This is a genomic window from Niastella vici (assembly GCF_002077945.1).
GTDB classification, from domain to species: domain Bacteria; phylum Bacteroidota; class Bacteroidia; order Chitinophagales; family Chitinophagaceae; genus Niastella; species Niastella vici.
The window spans coordinates 62,037-82,504 of the sequence record NZ_LVYD01000055.1; the positions used below are offsets into that span (position 1 = coordinate 62,037).

A 20,468-nucleotide genomic window follows, 5' to 3' on the forward strand; every position below is an offset into this window, starting at 1 on the left:
ACTTTGAACTGTGAACTTTAAACTGATTCCTATAATGAAAAAAGTTACAATAATTATCTGTGTTGTTTTATTGGCGGTAGCCTGTAAAAAGAGTGAGCATTTGGGGAGTGTAGACAATATACCTGGTTTAGGTGGCGATACCTGGGTAAAAGGCTCCATCGATAACTGGATCTACGACAATTTAACCAAACCCTTTAACATCTCAGTCAAATATAAGTGGGACCAGTTTGAGCTGGAGTTGAACAAGGACCTGGTGCCGCCGATGGAAGAAAAGATCGTTCCGGTAATGGAAGCGGTGAAAAAAGTTTGGATCGATACCTATATCGCCGAAGCCGGCGACGTATTCATGCGCACCTATTGCCCTAAGTTCTTTGTACTATGCGGCAGCGCCAGCTGGAATACCGATGGCACCATTACGTTGGGTACTGCCGAAGGCGGACGTAAGATCGTGCTGTACGTGCTGAATGATTTCAGAACAAAAGCAATGGCCGGTTATACGCCATCCGATTCAGCCACCATAAAACAAATGTTCCACACCATTGAACATGAGTTTGGTCATATCCTTCATCAGAATGTTTTGTATCCCGAAGATTTCAAACGCATCACACCTGGGTTCTACACCGCCAACTGGAACAATGTAAGTGACAACGCTGCCCGGCGGGATGGTTTTGTTACCGCTTATGCCATGAGTGCGCCCGATGAAGATTTTGTGGAAATGATCGCGATGATGTTGATAGAAGGGAAAGCGGGTTTCGACAAGATCGTAAACTCCATCCCGGCCGGTGCCAGCCAAAATGGTATCAGCCAGGCAGATGCGATGGCCAAATTGCGCAAAAAAGAATCGATGGTAGTGGCCTATTATAAAGATGTGTGGGGAATTGATTTCTACCGGTTGCAAACAAGAGTAAGAGGTGCGGTTGATGCACTGATAAAATAAGGAATCAATTGCTGATTTCGCGATTTCGGGATTTTGAGATTTGAGGATTCGCTAAACAGAATGAAATCCAGAAATCTCAAAATCTAAAAATCAAAAATTAGAAGAAACATGATTATGAAAAAGTATTTAATATATCTATTGATTGTAACAACAGTCGTTGCCTGTAAAAAAGATAAGTCGGCCTTCGACAAAGGCGCCGATGACCGTATCAACGAGCAGTTGAAAAGCTATCAATCTACGATCACCGGTTCTACCAATGGCTGGACGGCCACACTGGTAACCAGGCTGGGCAATACCTATAGTTTTTATTTCCGGTTTAACGAAAGTAACCGGGTATTTATGTATTGCGATCTTGATTCAACTACCGCAGGCGTGCAAAAAGAAAGCAGTTACCGGTTGAAATCATTGCAACAACCCTGTTTGCTTTTTGATACCTATTCCTATATCCATTTGATTGCCGATCCTGATCCGCGGGTGAACGGTGGTTACCCCGGCGCCGGCATGTTATCCGATTTTGAATTTATGATCGATACGGTCACTACCGACAGTATCAAACTCACCGGCCGCTTTAACGGCAGCAGCGCCGTTTTGCGAAAGGCTTCTGCGCAGGACAGGGCCGCCTGGGAAAACAAACAGGTACGCAATAACCTGGTTGGCTTGTCAAATCTTGGAAAGATCCTGAACTATTTTAAACGCCTTACTTATAACGGTACCGAATATGAGATCCAGATCAATACCATACTTAAAACAGCTATCATTACCTGGAAGGATGCTTCCGGAACAACGCATACGATTACCACACCTTATTATATTTCCGCTACGGGTATTCAGTTCACGATCCCCGTGGTCAATGGAAGTACAACCATTACCGGTTTTACTATCACCGGTTTCAATGCAACGACGAACACTATACAGGTAAAAGTGAATAATACGGATGCTACTATCGCCGGCGCCATCAGGCCTGTAAATCCCGATGTGCAGGCCGGCCGGCGCTGGTGGCAGTGGGGCGCTACCGCACAGAGTTACTGGTTTTCGCCAAATGGCTTTCATGTAGATGGGGTTGATGATGCATTCAATGTGAAGAGCCTGAAAACCGACTCTGCTACCTATTATTACTTTACTTACTGGCCGGGTATTCAATCTTCCTCCGGATCTTTTGATGCCCTGGTGCCGTTCTATTTTTTCCCCACGCAAAATGCGCTGGATTGGTTGTATGGTACGGCGCCAAAAGCGTCATTTCAATCAGATGGCCGGGTAATATTTACGTTGCTGGGCGATCTCAATGCAGATCCATATCCCACAACAGGGCCCGCTTTTAAAACAAAAGATCAGTTATTTATCACCAATGGCTATTGGTTTGTACAAACCAGCGAGACCACATTTGATATGGTGAGCGCCAAAGATGCAAAGACCTGGATCAGTTGGCGAAACCAATAGGTTGGAAAACGGTTGCCAGTTACCAGTTCCCTGGTACCGGGACCTTAAATTAAGGAACGGCTGTGCATTGGCGGGCATTCTGATAGTAAGGGCCTGGCAACCGGTAACCTGTAACAGGAACACCAACATTCCAAAAGAAAGAATACAAACTAAGTATTCATAAACGAATTGTATGTCCTATTTAAAACCTACGGGTGATTCGGCCCTGTGAAAACCTGGTGAACACCCATAACTACGAATTCCTAAATTGAAAATACTGCTCCATGAGAAACGGCTACCCATTCAGGTTTATTAAACACATAGGCTGTTTGTTGTTGATGCTATTTACAATGGCACAACTAAAAGCCCAAACCGATATTATTATTGGAACCGGTACAACCGGGAATGCCTCCAGCTCTTATCCTTGTCCCATCCAGGACTATTGGGAAGGAGACCGCGCGCAATACCTTTACCTGGCGTCTGAGCTACAGGCTGCAGGTATGGCGCCCGGTACCATATCTTCCATCAAGTTTAATGTGCTCAGCCTGAATGGGGCGGGCTTAACAGAAAAACTCGTGTTCAAAATTGGCGGTACAACGGTGGCAACTTTGTCAACCAATTCCTGGGACGATTTCACCAGCACGCCCGTTGAGACATCGCCGGTAGATTACCAGGCTGTAACAGGTTCCAATGAATTTACATTTCCAACGCCGTTTTTCTGGAATGGCACCGATAATATCCTCATCGAAGTATGTAATGGTGATCCAGCAAGTTCCACGGGTACCTTTTGGACGGCAAATCCTACCATCTCGTGGACAACAGGTTTGTCGTTTAATGGGTCGCATACTTTTGTAAACGATGACCTGGGAAATGTATGCGGTATAACTACTACTACCAATACCGGTTCACAGACTACCCGGCCCGATATTATTTTCTCCTGGACGCCGGCCAATGCCTGTACCGGTAAACCAAAAGCAGGCACTGCCGCCACCACATTAACCAATGTGTGCCTGGGGCAGAATTTTACATTAAGCCTGAGCGGCCAAACCATCGCTTCGGGCATCAATTATAAATGGCAATCCTCAACCAATAATACAACGTGGACCGATATTACCGGCGCCACGACTTCCAATTATACAACCGGTCAAAACATAACCACCTGGTACCGGGCCATTGTAACCTGTACCAACGGTGGTTTAAAGGACACCTCTACTTCGGTGCAGGTGATCTCGCCGCCATTGGTGGCAGGCACCTATACCATCAACAGCGCCCAGCCAACAGGTGGCACCAATTTTCAATCGTTCAACGATGCTATCAATTATATCAAGTGCGGTATCAGCGGCCCGGTCATCTTTAATGTAGTGGCCAATAGTGGGCCTTATTCCGAACAGGTGACCATTCCTTTTGTGGGCGGCTCTTCGGCCATAAATACCATCACCTTTAACGGCAATGGAACAACCCTGGCCTATAATACCTCCGACGCCAACAACCGCACGGCCATTATTCTCAATGGGGCCAAACACCTTATTTTCGATAGTTTGAATGTAGATGTATCGGCCGGCAGTTATGGCTGGGGAATTGTGCTGATGAACAGGGCCGACAGTAATATCATTAGAAGATGTACAATCACCACCAATACATCTTCTACTTCCGGCAACTATGCCGGCATCCTGATAAACGGATCGGCTAATGGGTTTACTACAGGCAATAACGGTAATGGCAACCTCATCAGTGGTAATACCATCAATGGCGGTTATTACGGTATTTACCTGTATGGAAGTACTGCGCCCTATAATACGGGAAATGTTATTGAGAAGAACAATATCCGCGATGTGTACTCGTATTTTATTTACGCGTACGGCAATACCAGTTTTATTGTAAGGGGAAATGACCTTTCGCGGCCATCGCGGTCAACGGTGACAACCACCTATGGTATTTTTGTCACTACCACTACCGGTACGCTGATAGAAAAGAACCGCATCCATAACCTGTTTGATGGCGCCACAGGCAACAGTTCGAGCGCCTATTGTATCTATTTGACCGCTTCCGGCAATTCAGCGGCAGACCCCAACCGGGTCGAGAATAACCTGATCTATAATATCAATAATGGCGCAGGATACATCTATGGCATTTATTCACCCGGCTACAGTAACTGGAACATTTATCATAATAGCATTGTGCTCGATGATGCAGCTGCCACAGCAGGCGCTACCTATGGCTGTTATGTATTCGGTTCCAACATATACCTGAAAAATAACCTTATTTATATAACCCGGAATGGTACGGATGCAAAATATTGCCTTTATTATTCTACCACCGGTGTTACGGCTTCGGCCAACAACGATCTGTACATGAATGCGCCGGCTGGTACCAATAATATTGGTTATTACAATGTGGCCTGGTCAACCATGGCAGGCTGGCAGGGAACGGGTTTTGATGTGAGCAGTGTATCGGTCGATCCGCAATTCGTGAACGCCGGCGCCGGCAATTACCGGCCCACCAATGTGTTTATGGATAATATGGGCGCAGCGTTGGGGGTTACCAGTGATATCCTCGGCGCGGCACGCAGCTCTTCAACCCCCGATATTGGCGCCATTGAATTTACCTCAGCCGCGTGTACAACACCGCCTGTACCTGGTACAGTCACCAGCACGTCCAACCCGGTGTGTGCGGGCATCACCTTTTCGTTAAGCCTTAGTGGCGGAACGGCCGGTTCGGGACAAACCTACCAATGGCAAAGCTCGCCCGACAATGTAACTTATACAAACATAACCGGCGCAGTGAGCGCCGTGTATGCCACTTCGCAAACCGCCAGCACCTGGTACCGGGTGGCCGTTACCTGCGGTGCTTCAACGGTGTTGTCGGCGCCCTTGCAGGTGAACACTTCACCGGTATCGTATGCCACCTTGCCCTTTACAGAAAGTTTTGAAGGTCCCTGGATAAATGGTTGCGATACGCGCGATATCCCCAATAATTTCTGGCGCAGCCAACCTGTTACAGGTAATAACTCCTGGCGCCGGTACGATGATGGCGCTGCAGCTGCCTGGGTAACGCCTGCAGGCGGTGCGTACACGCCACCGGCATCACATGGCTCGTATTCAGCGCGCTTCCATAGTTACTATGCTTCAGCCGGATCAAAAGGCTGGCTCGATTTCTATGTGAATTGTAATACCAGCGTTGCCACCAAACGCCTGCGGTTCGATTATATTAATACCTCGGGCAGCGATAGCCTCGAGGTGTTGCTGTCGACCGATGGGGGAGTGACCTTTACGTACCTCACCGGTTATACCCTGAATGGTACCTGGGACAGAAAGGTGGTCAACTTCACTTCTTCTTCCGCTACCACCGTCATTCGCTTTAGGGCAACCGGTGATGGCGGATTTGATTCAGATCTCGGCATAGATAACCTCATGCTCTTCAACCTGGAAAATTGTTCAGGAACACCGGTGCCTGGTACTACCGTATCGAGCAACACCATGGTGTGCCCGGGCTCGCCGTTCTCGTTGAGTGTAAATGGACTGCCGCTGCAGAATGGCCTTACTTATCAGTGGCAATCGTCACCGGATAATATCGTATACACAAATATTTCCAACGCTACCGGCGAAACGTTGACCACTTCACAAACAACAGCTACGTGGTACCGCATCCTGATCACCTGTGCCAATGGTAATCAATCGGCCACCTCAGTACCGGTATTAGTGCCCATGCGGGCGCCTTCCTATGCACCATTGCCTTATACGGAAAGCTTTGAAAATACCTGGGTAAATGGTTGCGATGTGCACGATGTGCCCAATAATTTCTGGAACAATAATCCCGCTACCGGCGATGAATCGTGGCGAAGGAATGATGATGGTGTTTCTGCAGCCTGGACCTCAAATACCGGCGCGTATACACCGGCGGCTGCACAGGGAACTTACTCAGCCCGCTTCCACAGCTATGATGCCAGCAACGGAGCACAGGGCAAGTTCGACCTGTACATCAATGCCAGCACCGGTGCTCCCAATAAACGATTAACCTTTAGCTATATTAATACCAATGGTAATGATATCGTCACCATTCTGTTATCAACAAACGGTGGCGCCAGCTTTACCCGCGTCGATAGCATTGGCACCCGTGGCAGTTGGTCGCAAAAGACGCTTTATTTTAATGCTACTTCAGCAACAACAGTCATCCGCTTTCAGGCAACCTCCGATTACGGGGTTACCGATATCGGGCTCGATGATATCCTGGTGGCCGAATGGCCCGATTGTTCAGGTACGCCTAATAGCGGTACAGCTGCTTCCTCAACCAGTACTGTTTGCGTAGAACCGTTTACGTTAACTTCATCAGGTATCAGCACCGGTAACGGCATTACCTACCAATGGCAACAGAGCGCCGATAGCACGGTGTGGACCAATATTACCGGCGCTACCAGTCTTTCCTATACCACTTCACAGGTGGGTACACACTGGTACCGCCTGGTTACCACCTGTACCGTTAGCGGAACATCGGCTAATTCAACTACGGTGAAAGTGATTTCGCCTGTACCCGTTCATGGTACGTTTACCATTAACAATACACAGTCAACCGGCGGCACCAACTTCGCCAACTTTAACGACGCCTATCAATATATCAAATGCGGCATCGACGGGCCTGTGCTGTTCAATGTAGCAACCGGTACGGGAACGTATAATGAACAGTTGATCATGACGGCAGTACCAGGCGCATCGGCTGTTAATACGGTCACCTTTAAAGGTGTTGGCAGCGGCGTACTAAACTTTGCTGCTACCAATACCAATGAGCGCGCTGTAATAAAACTAAAGGCCACTAAATACATCATTATTGACAGTCTCATCATCAATGCCAACCTGGGTACCTACGGTTACGGCGTGCAATTGATGCCCAATACCGATTCGAACGTGGTTAGGAACTGTACCATCAATGTGTCAACCACTTCCACCGCGCAGAACTTTGCCGGTATCGTGGTAAATGCCACTGATGCCGGACCGGTAGCAACTGGCACCGTGTTGAGTGACTATAATACTTTCTCGGGCAATACCATTACCGGCGGTTATTATGGAATTACACTGGCAGCCACTTTCAGCAATGGCGCCAACGGAAATAACCGCATCAGCAATAATATCATTAAGGATTTTTACTCAACCGGTATCTATGTAGCCGGCAGTTATGCAACCGTCATTGAAAAGAATAGCATCAGCCGGCCGGCACGTACCAGTGTGACTGACTTCTATGGTATTTATTTTACCACCGAGAAAAACGCAGGTTGTCTGGTGTCGAAGAACCGCATCACCAATCCATTTGGCGGCGCGCCTGCCAGTACGGCGGCTTTCTATGGTATTAACTTTAATAATTCCAGCGGTTCTACAGGTGGAACGAACAATGAAAATATCGTCAGCAATAACCTGATCTATAACATCAATGGAAATGGATTGATCTATGCCATTGCGAATACGGGTTCAGGGTATGCCTGGTATTTACATAATACCATTTCACTCGATAATATAAGTGCTACCGCAACTGCGGCAACAAGAGGGTTCTACCAAACCACTACTGCCAGCGGTATCTTCTTCTTTAACAATATTATTTCCATTACACGGGGTGGAACCGGAACGAAGTATTGCATTTACCTGGCTTCGAACCTGCCTGCCGGTGCCGATAACAATGATTATTACATCAAGGCAGCAGCCGGAACAAATGCAGTAGGTTATTACACCGCAGCCCGTGCCACCCTGGCCGTTTGGAGAACGGCCACCGGTTTGGATGCAAACTCTTTGTCTATTACGCCCGCCTTTGTGGACCCCGCTACTGGTGATTACACTCCGGGCAATGCGGGTATTGATAATAAAGGCACCGGCATTGGTGTGGCCGATGATATTAAGGATGTGTCACGCAACAGCACCACACCCGATATTGGCGCCTATGAATTCACGCCATCGCCCTGTAGCCTCCCATTGGTAAATGGCACCGTGGATATTACACCCGGTACCATCTGTCAGTACAAACAGGTATATCTCCATGTGAACATCGGGGCCTTTGGTTCAGGCCAAACCTTCCAGTGGCAACAGGCCAAACAGTTGGCAGGCCCCTACACCAACATCGGCGCGCCGATGCTGACACCCGATACCACTATTATTGCCGATACCACCAGCTGGTTCAGGGTGCTAATCTCCTGCGGCGCCAATACCGTATATACCGATACGGCTAAACTGGTGGTGAACCCGGCCCTGCCCAATGGAATCTATACCATTAATAAAAATGGCACGTCTACCTATATCCCTGGCAAACCAGGCGGTAACTTCCTTTCCTTTAACGATGCCAAAGCAGCCATGGGTTGCGGCATTGGCGGTCCAGTTGTGTTTAATGTAGTAACGGCATCGGGTCCGTATACAGAACAACTGATCCTGGATAGTATTTACGGAACATCGGCCATCAATACCATTACCTTCAATGGCAACGGCAATACCATCACGTATAATGCTACAGCCACCGCACAGCGGGCGGTCATAAAATTGAATGGCGCCGACCATCTCATTTTCGACAGCCTGGTGGTGGAAGCAGGCGGCGGCACCTATGGTTATGGGGTGCAACTGATCAACAATGCCGATTCAAACACCTTCCGCAGGTGTACCATCAATACATCGGTGGCATCAACCAGTAACAACTACGCCGGTATAGTCATCAATTCAGTTGATGCGGGCGCAATTACAACCGGTAATACGTTGTGCGATGGCAATGCCTTCGATCGCAATACCATTACCGGTGGTTATTATGGTATAACCCTCGTGGGTAATACCGCCACCACCGGTTTCCTGAACAACAACAGCTTTACCAATAACACCATACAGGAATTCTATAACTATGGATTGTATATAACCGGTACCAATTATACCGCGGTAGCAGGTAACGTGTTTACGCGGGCGGTGCGCACCAATACGGCCACCAGTGTGTATGGTATTTATGTTAACACCGCAGCAAGCAACCGGTTAAGCATTACGAAGAACAGGTTCTCCCGTTTCTTTGGCGGCATCAGCGCCAATACCGCCACCTTCTATGGCATCTATCACAACATCTCTGCTGCCACAGAAGATACAGTGAGCAATAACCTGTTCTATGATCTCGATGGCAACGGGCCCATCTATGCCCTGTATAATGCCGGTTCCAACAATATCTGGTATTATCACAATACCATTTCTATCGATAATACGCTGAGTACGGCCACCGGTGTAAGTGTGGGCTTTTACCATACCACTTCAGCAACCGGTATTCAGTTCCTCAATAACATAGTAACTATAAATAGGGGAGGAACCGGCACCAAACACGCCTTTTACCTTGGCTCAACCACCAGTGAAGTGCTATCGAACTACAACGACTTCTTTGTGAATGCCACCAATGCGCATGTGGGTTATTATACGGCCAACCGTACCACGCTGGCCGACTGGGTGGCGGCAACAGGTAAAGATTCCAGTTCGTACAGCCTGAACCCGCTGTATACCGACGTAAGCAATGGCAACTATATGCCATTACTGGCCGCGCTCGATAACAAGGGTACGCCCGTAGGCATTGGAACAGATATCCTGAATGCAGTCCGTTCGGCCAGTACGCCCGATATAGGCGCGTATGAATTTGCACCGCTGCCTTGCGCAACCCCACCGGTGGCGGGCACCGCAATAGTGACGCCTAATTCCGGTGTATGTTTGGAAACGCCGATCGTCTTAACGGTGACCGGGCATTCACCGCTGGGAGCTATTACCTTCCAATGGCAATCATCGTTCGATGGAGTGACCAACTGGACCAACATCAGTCCCGTGCAATACTTCCCGCAATTCAATACAAAAACCGGGTTAAGTACCTGGTACCGCGCAGCAGTCACCTGCACCAACAATACCGTGTATACGGCCCCGGTACAGGTGATCCTGAATAAGATCCTGCTGGCTGGCACGTATACCATCGATCCCGGCCTGCCAGCCTCGGCAACCAATTTTACATCCTTCCAGAGTGCAGTGGATGCCTTGTTATGCGGTATTACCGGTGCCGTAGTGTTCAATGTGGCAGCCGGTACTTACAACGAGCAGATACGAATACCTTATATTCCAAATACCTCAACCATTAATACCGTAACGTTCCAGAGCGCCAATAGTGTGGCCAGTTCAGTGAACCTGACTAATGCGGGCACCACTTCGGCTAACTATACGCTGAAGCTCGACAGTGCCACTCATTTCATCTTCCGTAACCTCACTGTTTCCGGTACCAACACGTCGTTCGGCAGGGTAGTGGAGTTGGCCGGTTCTGCTTCCTATGACAGCATTGTGAATTGTATTGTAACAGCCCCGGTTGTTACGGTTGCTTCGAACAACATAGCCGGTATTTATGCTAATCAGTTGAAAGGGACCAGTAACGTGATCAAAGGCAATACCATCAACAACGGCGCCAGTGGAATTTACTTTGCCGGTACGGGAACAGGCGCCGGGCTTACCCCCGATCATGTGATCGACAGCAATACCGTGAGCGGCGCCTGGCAATATGGAATTTATGCCGCCAGTATTAAACGCGTGCGGTTGAATAAAAATACAGTTACCGTGAACGGTCCGGTGAATGCACAGGCTTATGGCATCTACGCCATCGATTGCGATTCCAGTTACCAGGTAACCGGCAACAACGTGACGGTTAAAAATGCCACCACTATCGTGTATGGCCTGGCGTTGATCAATTGCGATTCTTCCCTCACCCTTCGGGGCAAGCTGGCCAATAACGGCGTAACGGCAGTAAACAATAACAGCGGGACCCTGTACGGTATTTACCTCTCGGGCTCACCGGGCATCGGGGTGCAGAACAACGTGGTGGCCATCAATACAAGCGGTACCGCTTCGTATGGCTTATACCATAATAATTTTAGTGTAGCCAATTATTATAATAATACGGTGAACAGTACAACGGCGGCAACCACCAATAACTACGCCATGTACCTGTTGAATACCGCATCAACCAATGTGCTGTTACGTAATAACATTTTCTCGGCAAAAGGCGGTGGTGCAGCCCTGTATGTGAACAACAGCAGCCAGTCGCTCACCAGCGATTACAATATGTTGTATACAAGCGGAACCACGCTGGTGCAACGGGCCAACCCTGTTGGGGCGTTTGCTACGCTGGCCGACTGGAAAGCTGCTTCTTACTGGGATAAATATTCAATCGTATATCCGCCGGCATTTGTGAGCGATGCCGACCTGCATCCCGATTTGGCCAACCCCGATGTATGGGCCATGCATGGCCGTGGGGTACAGATAGCAGGCAATAACCGCGACTTTAACGACAGCACCAGGCCGGTGACGCTTACGCAAGGGGTGCCTGACCTGGGTGCATACGAGTTCTATCCAACGGCATTGCCAACGATGCTGACGGCCACCCCAGCCGCACCGGTTGCCAACCAGTTGCAAACATTTATGTACGGAACCGATACGGTAATGAAAATTACCTGGGGGCCAACCGTGCCCACTGCAGTGGAAGCGCGCCGGTACTCCGGTGTGGTGCCCGCAGGACTGTCGCCACGCCCCGATTCCATGTTCTTCTATACAAAAGTGGATATGCCCGGCGGTGGTAATTACGATTACAATATGGAATTGTTCTACCTCGATCCCTGGCAGGGTTCGGTTCCTGACCAGTACCAATTGGGCCTCGGCAAAACAACCGTGTCGAATGCCTGGGTAGTAGGCCTCAGCAGCCGCGTAGATGTGCTGAAGAAAAAGATCTGGCAAAATTCTGTGAACTATATCGATCGCTTCACCGGCCTGGTGAATCCATATGCGCCACCGGTACTGCCCGATAAAGACAGTTCGAACCGTGGCAAGCGCTTCTGGGTAGGGTACCAGCGCAGCTATGATTTTAACCCCGGTTCAAATAGCCAGGAAATGGTATTGTATATGAGCACCACCGACCAGCCGGCCAATGTGCAGGTGCGCATCAATGGCACCAACTGGGTACGTAACTATACCATTCCGCCATTTACAACAAAGGCTTCTGATTATATGCCGAAGACGGGGCTCGATGATGCCCGCCTGCTCGATGAAGGGTTGTACGACCGCGGCATCAGCATTGTGAGCGATGTGCCCATTACCGCGTATGCGCATATTTTCGCCAGCGCCAACTCCGGCGCCACCATGTTGTTCCCGGTTGGGGTATGGGGTTATGAGTATTATTCATTGAACAACCGGCAGAATTATAGCAGCACGGGTGCTTACACTACCATTATGGTAGTGGCCGATAAAGACAATACCGTGGTAGAGATCACACCCTCGGTTCCCACCCTGGCCGGCAAACCTGCCAATGTACCATTCACGGTTACCTTAAATGCGGGCGAGGTATACCAGGTGCTGGGTGCCATGATCGGTGGCAGTGAAGGGTACGACCTTACCGGTTCTATTATAAAATCAATTCCCAACGCCAATAACGAATGTCATCCTATAGGCGTGTTTACCGGTAGTTCGCGTACAGGTATAGGTTGTGGAAATGGCACCGGTTCATCGGGTGACCTCTTCCTGCAACAGACCTTCCCGTACTCGGCCTGGGGCAAAACCTACCTCACGGCGCCCACTTCCAATAGCACCGGTATCAGCTCGCTGATGACAAATATCTATCGCATCCTGGTAAAAGATCCGGCTACGGTGGTAAAACGCAACAATGTGCAGTTGCCGCTCAGCAGCCTTATCAATAACCGGTATTACCAGTATGAAAGCAATACGGCCGATATTATTACTGCCGACAAACCGGTAACCATGGTGCAGTATATGTCCTCATCGGGCAGCTGTCCCAATACCGGTGGGTTGGGTGATCCGGAAAGTAATATTTTAAGTCCGGCCGAACAGGCAATCAACAAGTTCTCCGGTTTCTACCGCAATAATTTATCGGCCATTGATATAAATTATCTCACGCTCATTTTACGCGACAGTGGCATGAACTCCCTGAAGATAGATGGCGTGCCCTGGAATTTGATCCCGGCTGCCGACAAATACAGTTATGCGCATTCGCAGCCTGGTTATACCGTAGCCATCAAGAAATGGCCCACCGGGGCAGGACAAAGTTCTGTGGAAAGTGATTCTGCGTACCTGGGGCTGGTGTATGGATTGGGCAGTGTGGAAAGCTATGGGTACAACGTGGGCACCATGGTGAAAACGTTACAGGGGTTGGGCACTATTTCCAATACGCTGAACAATGGCAACAAGGTTGATTATACCTGCGCAGGAACGCCATTCCGGTTCACCGCCTACCTGCCATTCATTCCAAATACATTAACGTGGAAATTCAGCCGCGTACCGGGCCTTACACCCAATGCAGATGTTACGGTGACCGCACCGGTTCCTGCAGACAGCACTTATATAAATGGGGTTCAGCATTATATATTCCCGCTTAACCAGGATTATACGTTCGGCGCGCCTGGTGTATATACCATCGAGATCGTGTACGATCATCCTGATATTGAAAGTTGTGATCATACCGGCCGCGACCTCATCTATGTACAGGTAGTGCCGGCGCCGAAAGCCGACTTTACCGTGAACTTCTCCGGTTGTGTAAAAGACATCGCAACGTTTATCGGCGAAGCAACCGCACAGAACGGTATTGCGGTGAATTCGTGGAAATGGAATTTCCATGATGGCACCAAGGCGACCGGAAAGCAGGTTACTTACACGTATAATACACCTGGCACTTACAACGAAAAACTACAATCAATAACTGCAGATGGCTGTGTGGGCGATACCACCAAACAAATAGTGGTGAAACCGCTGCCCATTGTAAAAGTGAATTCGATAGCCATCTGTACCGGAACCGATACCACGCTGAAGGTAGAAAACCCCGATGCGGCCGCTACCTACACCTGGTATGCCTCGCCAAACGGTGGCGCGGTAATAGGCACCGGACCAACATTAACATTGATCAATGTAACGGCTGGTACCGATTACTATGTGCAACAAACTTCAACAACAGGTTGCAGCTCCGAAATGACCAAAGTATCGGTGGCCGTGCAGGCCGGCGTATTGCAGCCGGTAGTGGCAGTTGATTCGGTTTCGAGTAACCTTGTACGGTTCAAATGGAATGCAGTGCCCGGCGCCACAGGATATGAAGTGTCGATCGATGGTGGCAATACGTGGACGCCTCCATCTTCCGGCTCAACCGGATTGACCCATACAGTGGCCGGATTGCAACCACTGCAAACCGTTACCATCATCGTGAAAGCGCATGGGCCTTGTTCAGCGACGGTGTCGGCGCCTGTATCGCAACAGGTATTGCCCGATGGCGTCTTCATCCCCAACAGCTTTACACCCAATGGCGACGGATTGAACGATGTACTGAAAGTATATGGCTACAAGATCGCCACATTGAAACTGGTGGTATTTAACCAGTGGGGTGAGAAGTTGTTCGAAACACAGGACCAGAACAGGGGATGGGACGGCACCTACAAAGGCAAACAACAGCCAAGCGGTGTGTACATGTATGTGTGCCACATGGTGCTCACAGATGGAACTACATTGAATAAGAAAGGAGCTATAAATCTGATAAGATAGTGGTGAATGGTCAATGGTGAATGGTGAATAAATATAATGAATCATCTAAAAAATAGGCAATATGGCGAGTTGTAGTGAACATAAGTTGGGCAAGAGCATGTTGTTGGTGGTTGCATGTTTGTTGGGCAGTATATGGTCGCTGGCACAGAATGTATCGAACCGGGGAACGGAATTCTGGGTAGGGTATGGCCATCACCAGTTCATGGAAACCGGCACCAACGATATGAATATGGTGTTATACCTGAGTGCCGAAGATCAGCCCGCCACGGTTACGGTAACCATCGACAGCAGCGGCCTGGTGCCGGCCACCTGGTGGCGGAAAACCTATACGATCCCGGCCTATACGGTCATTGCCTCCGATATTATACCCAAGGGCATTCCCAACGTACCGGCGGTTACCGGCGATCCGTTAAGTGATCCCAATTATGATGCGCGCCTGATCACTGACCCGCCGCCTGCAGGCACCGGTGGCGCCGGTGTATTCAGAAAGAAGGGAATTCATATAGAAAGTAATGTGCCCATTGTTGCTTATGCGCTTATATATGGACTAACCTCTTCCGGTGCCACTATGTTATTGCCGGTCACTGCCTGGGGCTATTCGTATGTATCATTGAACAGCAAGCAGGATTATGCGAGCAATTGTTACAATTGGATCTATGTATTAGCCAGTAAAGACAATACGGTGATACAGGTTACGCCTTCGGTGCTTACAAGGGCGCAGGATAAAACGGGGTTGCAGCCAGGGGTTACGTCTACCATCACGTTAATGAAAGGACAGATCTATCAAATGATAGGCGCCAATGACGGGGCCGACGCGAATGGTAATGGCGGTAGTGCCAGCTCGGGCCGGCAACTAACAGGTACTACCATTCGCTCCATGGCCAATGGCGCCAATGATTGCAATCCCATTGCCGTATTTGCCGGCAGCAGCCGTACAGCCAACCCCGCCAGTTGTGGTAGCGGTGGCGGCGATAATGATAACCAGCAATTGTTTCCGCAACACGCCTGGGGTAAAAAATATTTGACCGCACCCTTCTCGGGTTCTTCAACACCAGGCTCTTTTGCCCGAAGTACTTATAAGATCGCCGTGCGTGACCCGGCTACGGTAGTCAAAGTGAATAATACACCGATCAGCAGTCCGCCATACTCCGCTACATTACAAAACGGCAACTTTTATGCATACGAAAGCAGTACGGCCGATGTAATAGAAGCCGATAAACCCATTGAAGTGATGCAGTTTATGACCGGCGGGGGCTGTTTGGGAGCCGGCGGTTTGGGCGATCCTGAAATGGTGGTGCTAAGCCCCATTGAACAGGCTATCAAAAACGTGGGCTTCTTCCGCAACAATAAAGTAGGCATACAGGTGAATTATGTAACGATAATTTTGCCATCGCCGGGAGTAAGTTCTTTAAAGATCGGTGGCAACTCCCTTTTTAGTTTGGTGTATCCGCATCCTAATATGCCCGGTTATTCGGTGGTCATAAAGCGATGGGATTGTCCATTGCCACCGGCGCCGCCATTGGGGCAATGCCTGGTAACCTGTGATTCCGCATTCACTGGCATTACCTACGGGCAGGGAGGTGCAGAAAGCTATGCTTATAATGTAGGTACCTATTTAAACAACCTGAATGCAGTAGGCAGTGTGCACAACGAACCCGATACGGCCAATGGCGGAACGAACATGCACAAATACACCTGTGTAAATACGCCGGTTAAATTGTCGGCGCTCATCCGGTACCAGCCATTGAAGCTGGTATGGAATATCAGTTCACTGGGGGCAGTTGTTACACCCAATGCCAATGTGACATTAGATCCGGCGTCAACCGGCTATGGAGGCACTGTAACGGTAAATGGTATTACCTATTATAAATACACGTTGCCCGGCACCTACGTTTTCAACACGCCCGGCACGTACACCATACCTATAAAATCAACCAGTTTATCATTAGACAATTGCAACAATACCGAAGAGTTAAAGATCACGGTGGAAGTTAAGCCAAAGCCTACGGCCGACTTTACCTTTGCCCATCCCACAGGCTGTATAAAAGATACAATAGCGTTTACGGGTCCGGGTTCAACGGGTACCTATACCATCGGCCAATGGAAATGGACCTTTGCCGATGGCAGTACCACCGGTTTGCAGAACCCATTCAAATTATTAAGCCCGGCCGGTACACAGCCTGTGCAATTGCAGGTAGTTACTACTGATGGGTGCGTGGCCGATGTTACCAAACCCATTACCATTTATGCGGTACCGGTAACTACGTTAACCGCAACGCCGCTGGCTGTTTGCGAAGGCAGCCCCATCACCTTCAATGAAACATCTTCTTATGGCGGTCCGGTCCCCATCAATAGTTGGTATTATGATTATGGGAACAATACCAATACCACTGCTGCCAATGGAAATGCGCAAACAAAATTATATCCGGCATGGGGCCGCTATACCGCCAAACATGTGGTGAAAGTGAGTAATACCTGTGTAAGTGATACGGCGCGGGTTGATGTTACGGTATATGCCAAACCAAAACCCGGCTTCAGTTATCCTGCAGGTTGTTTGCCCGATAATGGTATTGTACAATTCACCGATACCACCAAGGTGCCCGATGGGCAAACGCTGAGTGGCTTCAGCTGGAACTTCGGCGATCCCAGTGCCACACCGGCTAACCCGAATACATCTACGCTGCAGAACCCATCGCATACCTATTCGTTCGGTACTTATAATATTACGTTCAGCGTAACCACGGCCAATGGCTGTACAAAAGATACAACGGTTGCCGCCACATTCAGTTTGCGGCCGCGGTTAAATTATCCGGCACTGGCCCCGGTTTGTGCCAACATAAGCACACCGGTATCGGTGGCCACCGCTGCGGTAACCAATGGCGTACCCGGAACTGGTGTTTACAGCGGTCCCGGCACAACGGCCAATGGCAACTTTACGCCATCTGTTGCCGGGGCGGGAACGCACACCATTACTTATACGTTTACCACAACGGCCGGTTGTACAGAGAGTGTAACGAGTACGATCACCGTATATCCAAAACCAACGGCGCTCTTTACGGCCACCGGTGATATTTGCCTGGGCCAGTCGGCCACCATCACCGATCAATCAACCATTGCCTCCGGCGCAATAACCAGCTGGCGATGGAATTTCGGCGATGCCAGCTGGGTGCCGTATACCAATGGAAATCCGTTTACACACACATGGTCTATATATAACACGTATGCTGTAAAGCTGGTTGCAGTGAGTGATCAGGGGTGCACCAGTGATACAGTAACCCGGTCAGTAACAGTACATCCGCTGCCGGTAACTGATTTCAGTTTACCAGCAGCGGTATGTATGCCGGGTGGGTCGGCCGAATTCAAAAATGCTACCACCGTAGCAGATCAGAGTGCCCTTGGGTACACCTGGGATTTTGGCGACAACAGTACCGTGTCGCATGCGACCAATGCTACGCATGTGTACAATGCTTCCGGTTCTTATACCATCCGGTTAGATGCCACTTCCGCCTTCGGTTGCGCAGGCAGTGCCTCAAAAACGTTCGCCTCGTTTTTTGATAAACCAGTTGCAGCGTTTACTGTAGCGCCCGATACTCTGTGCCAGGGATCAGATAATGCATTCAGTGATGAAAGCACTTCCAGCAACAGCACTATTAATAAATGGGACTGGAACTTTGGCGATGGTACCTCCGCTACCAAACAGAACCCGGTGAAACGCTATCAGCTACCGGGTACCTATACGGTACAGTTGCAGGTCACCAATGCAGCGGGTTGCACTTCGCAGCCGGTTACCAAACCGGTGGTCGTATACCTGCAACCGGTCATCGATGCCGGGCCTTCCTTCACCGTGCCGCAGGGGACCGTGGTGCAATTCAATCCCACTGCCAACGATTCAACGGTGCTGGTGTTCAACTGGTCGCCCCCAACCGGTTTAAGTAACCCCCATGTGTTACGGCCCCTGTTGCCCGCGATGATGGATGAAACGTATACGTTAACGGCTACCGGGGAAGGACAGTGCACCGCAGCCGATTTTCTGAAAGTCAAGATCCTGAAACCGGTCAATGTGCCCAATGCCTTCTCGCCAAACGGCGATGGCATACACGATACCTGGGTCATCACCAACCTGAGCGATTATCCCGGTTGTACGGTGGAAGTGTTCAACCGGTACGGGCAGCGGGTATTTTATTCAGCTGGTTACGGCACGCCCTGGGATGGAACCGTTAGCGGCAAGCCATTGCCCATGGCCACGTATTACTATGTCATTCACCTTAGGAATGGGTTCCAGCCCAGGACAGGGTCTGTAACGATAGTGAAGTAGGAGGTAAGAAGTAGGAAGTAGGAGGTAAGAAGTAAGAAAAGCGGAAAACATCGCGAGCTATGAAATTCGGGTTCTTCGTACTTCCTACTTCTTACTTCGGGATTTTTTCAGGAAGAGAAAGAGGTATGAGAAAGGAAATTTAAAAAAACGATAAGATTTAATTCATACAATACAAAACTATACGCGATGAGAAAGAATTTAATACTGTTGATCTTAACTTGCCTGGGAACACACCTCCTGCAGGCCCAGGTTGATCCGCATTTCTCACAATACTATGTATATCCCGCCTGGTTAAACCCGGCATTGACCGGCGCGTTTGACGGCGATTACCGCATCTCGGGCATCTACCGTTCGCAGTGGGGTAATATCAGCAGTCCGTTCACCACACCGGGTGTGGCGGTTGATTTCACAACGAACAAGAACTCCAGTTTCGGGTTGAGTGTATTGAACCAGAAAGCCGGGGATGGCGGTTATAATTATTTCACCGGTTATGCAAGTTATGCCTATAACGGCGTACGCTTTGGCCCGCAGGAATACCACCGCATTGTGATGGGGATGCAGATCGGGGTTATACAACGGAAATTCAACCGTTCCAAGCTCACGTTTGGCGATCAGTGGAACCCCATCACCGGCTATAACCCGGGCGCTACATCGGCCGAAAGCTTCAGTAAAACGTCTGCCACTTCATTCGATGCTACTGCCGGCATTCTGTATTACGATGCCCAACCGGGAAAGAAAATGAATTTGTTTGGCGGGTTCTCTGTGGCGCATTTGACGCAGCCCGATGATAAGTTCAGTGAAACCGGTAATGCCCGCCTGCCCATGCGGTTTACAGCGCATGCCGGGGTGCGCATTACGTTGTCGGATGTGTTAAGTCTGACGCCCAATCTCCTGTACCTGAAACAGGGATCGGCCTCAGAGAAAATGGCCGGCGCTTATGCCCGCCTCATCGCAGCGCCCGGAACGGATCTGATGCTGGGTGCCAACTACCGCTTTAAAGATGCTTTGTCACCCTTTGTAGGGTTTGCTCATAAAAATATGGTGCTGGGGGTTAGCTATGATGTCAACACCTCTGAACTGGGGAAAATGGCGCATGGCTCCAACAGCTTTGAGATCTCATTGTCATTTATTGGTCGAAGATCAATAAAGACACCCGAAGTGGATTTTGTCTGTCCGCGCTTATAGTCATAGGTACACCAATGTCCTAACGCGGTTGGTTTCTACCAACCGCTTATTTAAAAACAATACC

Annotated in this window: 5 protein-coding genes; all 5 read left to right on the plus strand. The window is 49.4% G+C overall.

What is annotated here, in order from left to right:
* The first annotated feature begins 34 nt into the window (after positions 1-34).
* The 5 genes from A3860_RS22780 to A3860_RS22800 all read left to right on the plus strand — a co-directional run bounded on the left by A3860_RS22780 (position 35) and on the right by A3860_RS22800 (position 20,404).
* A complete protein-coding gene (locus A3860_RS22780) occupies positions 35-937 on the plus strand; it encodes a zinc-binding metallopeptidase (protein ID WP_081150309.1) in 903 nt (300 codons plus the stop codon).
* A 114-nt stretch (positions 938-1,051) separates the two neighbouring features.
* Positions 1,052-2,374 carry a DUF4302 domain-containing protein gene (locus A3860_RS22785; RefSeq protein ID WP_158085328.1) on the plus strand — a complete coding sequence of 441 codons (1,323 nt, stop codon included), beginning with the start codon at positions 1,052-1,054 and terminating at the stop codon, positions 2,372-2,374.
* A gap of 263 nt (positions 2,375-2,637) precedes the next feature.
* Complete coding sequence (locus A3860_RS22790) at positions 2,638-14,904, plus strand: Ig-like domain-containing protein (protein WP_081150313.1); 12,267 nt, start codon at positions 2,638-2,640, stop codon at positions 14,902-14,904.
* 61 nt (positions 14,905-14,965) lie between these two features.
* Positions 14,966-19,219, plus strand: a complete 4,254-nt coding sequence (locus A3860_RS22795; protein WP_245843595.1) for a PKD domain-containing protein — start codon at positions 14,966-14,968, stop codon at positions 19,217-19,219.
* Between the two features lie 186 nt (positions 19,220-19,405).
* A complete protein-coding gene (locus tag A3860_RS22800; protein WP_081150317.1) occupies positions 19,406-20,404 on the plus strand; it encodes a PorP/SprF family type IX secretion system membrane protein in 999 nt (332 codons plus the stop codon).
* Positions 20,405-20,468: the final 64 nt, after the last annotated feature.

Coding starts and splice junctions, on each gene's coding strand:
- A3860_RS22780 (WP_081150309.1), top strand. CDS start 35: ATGAAAAAAGTTACAATAATTATCTGTGTTGTTTTATTGGCGGTAGCC.
- A3860_RS22785 (WP_158085328.1), top strand. CDS start 1,052: ATGAAAAAGTATTTAATATATCTATTGATTGTAACAACAGTCGTTGCC.
- A3860_RS22790 (WP_081150313.1), top strand. CDS start 2,638: ATGAGAAACGGCTACCCATTCAGGTTTATTAAACACATAGGCTGTTTG.
- A3860_RS22795 (WP_245843595.1), top strand. CDS start 14,966: ATGGCGAGTTGTAGTGAACATAAGTTGGGCAAGAGCATGTTGTTGGTG.
- A3860_RS22800 (WP_081150317.1), top strand. CDS start 19,406: ATGAGAAAGAATTTAATACTGTTGATCTTAACTTGCCTGGGAACACAC.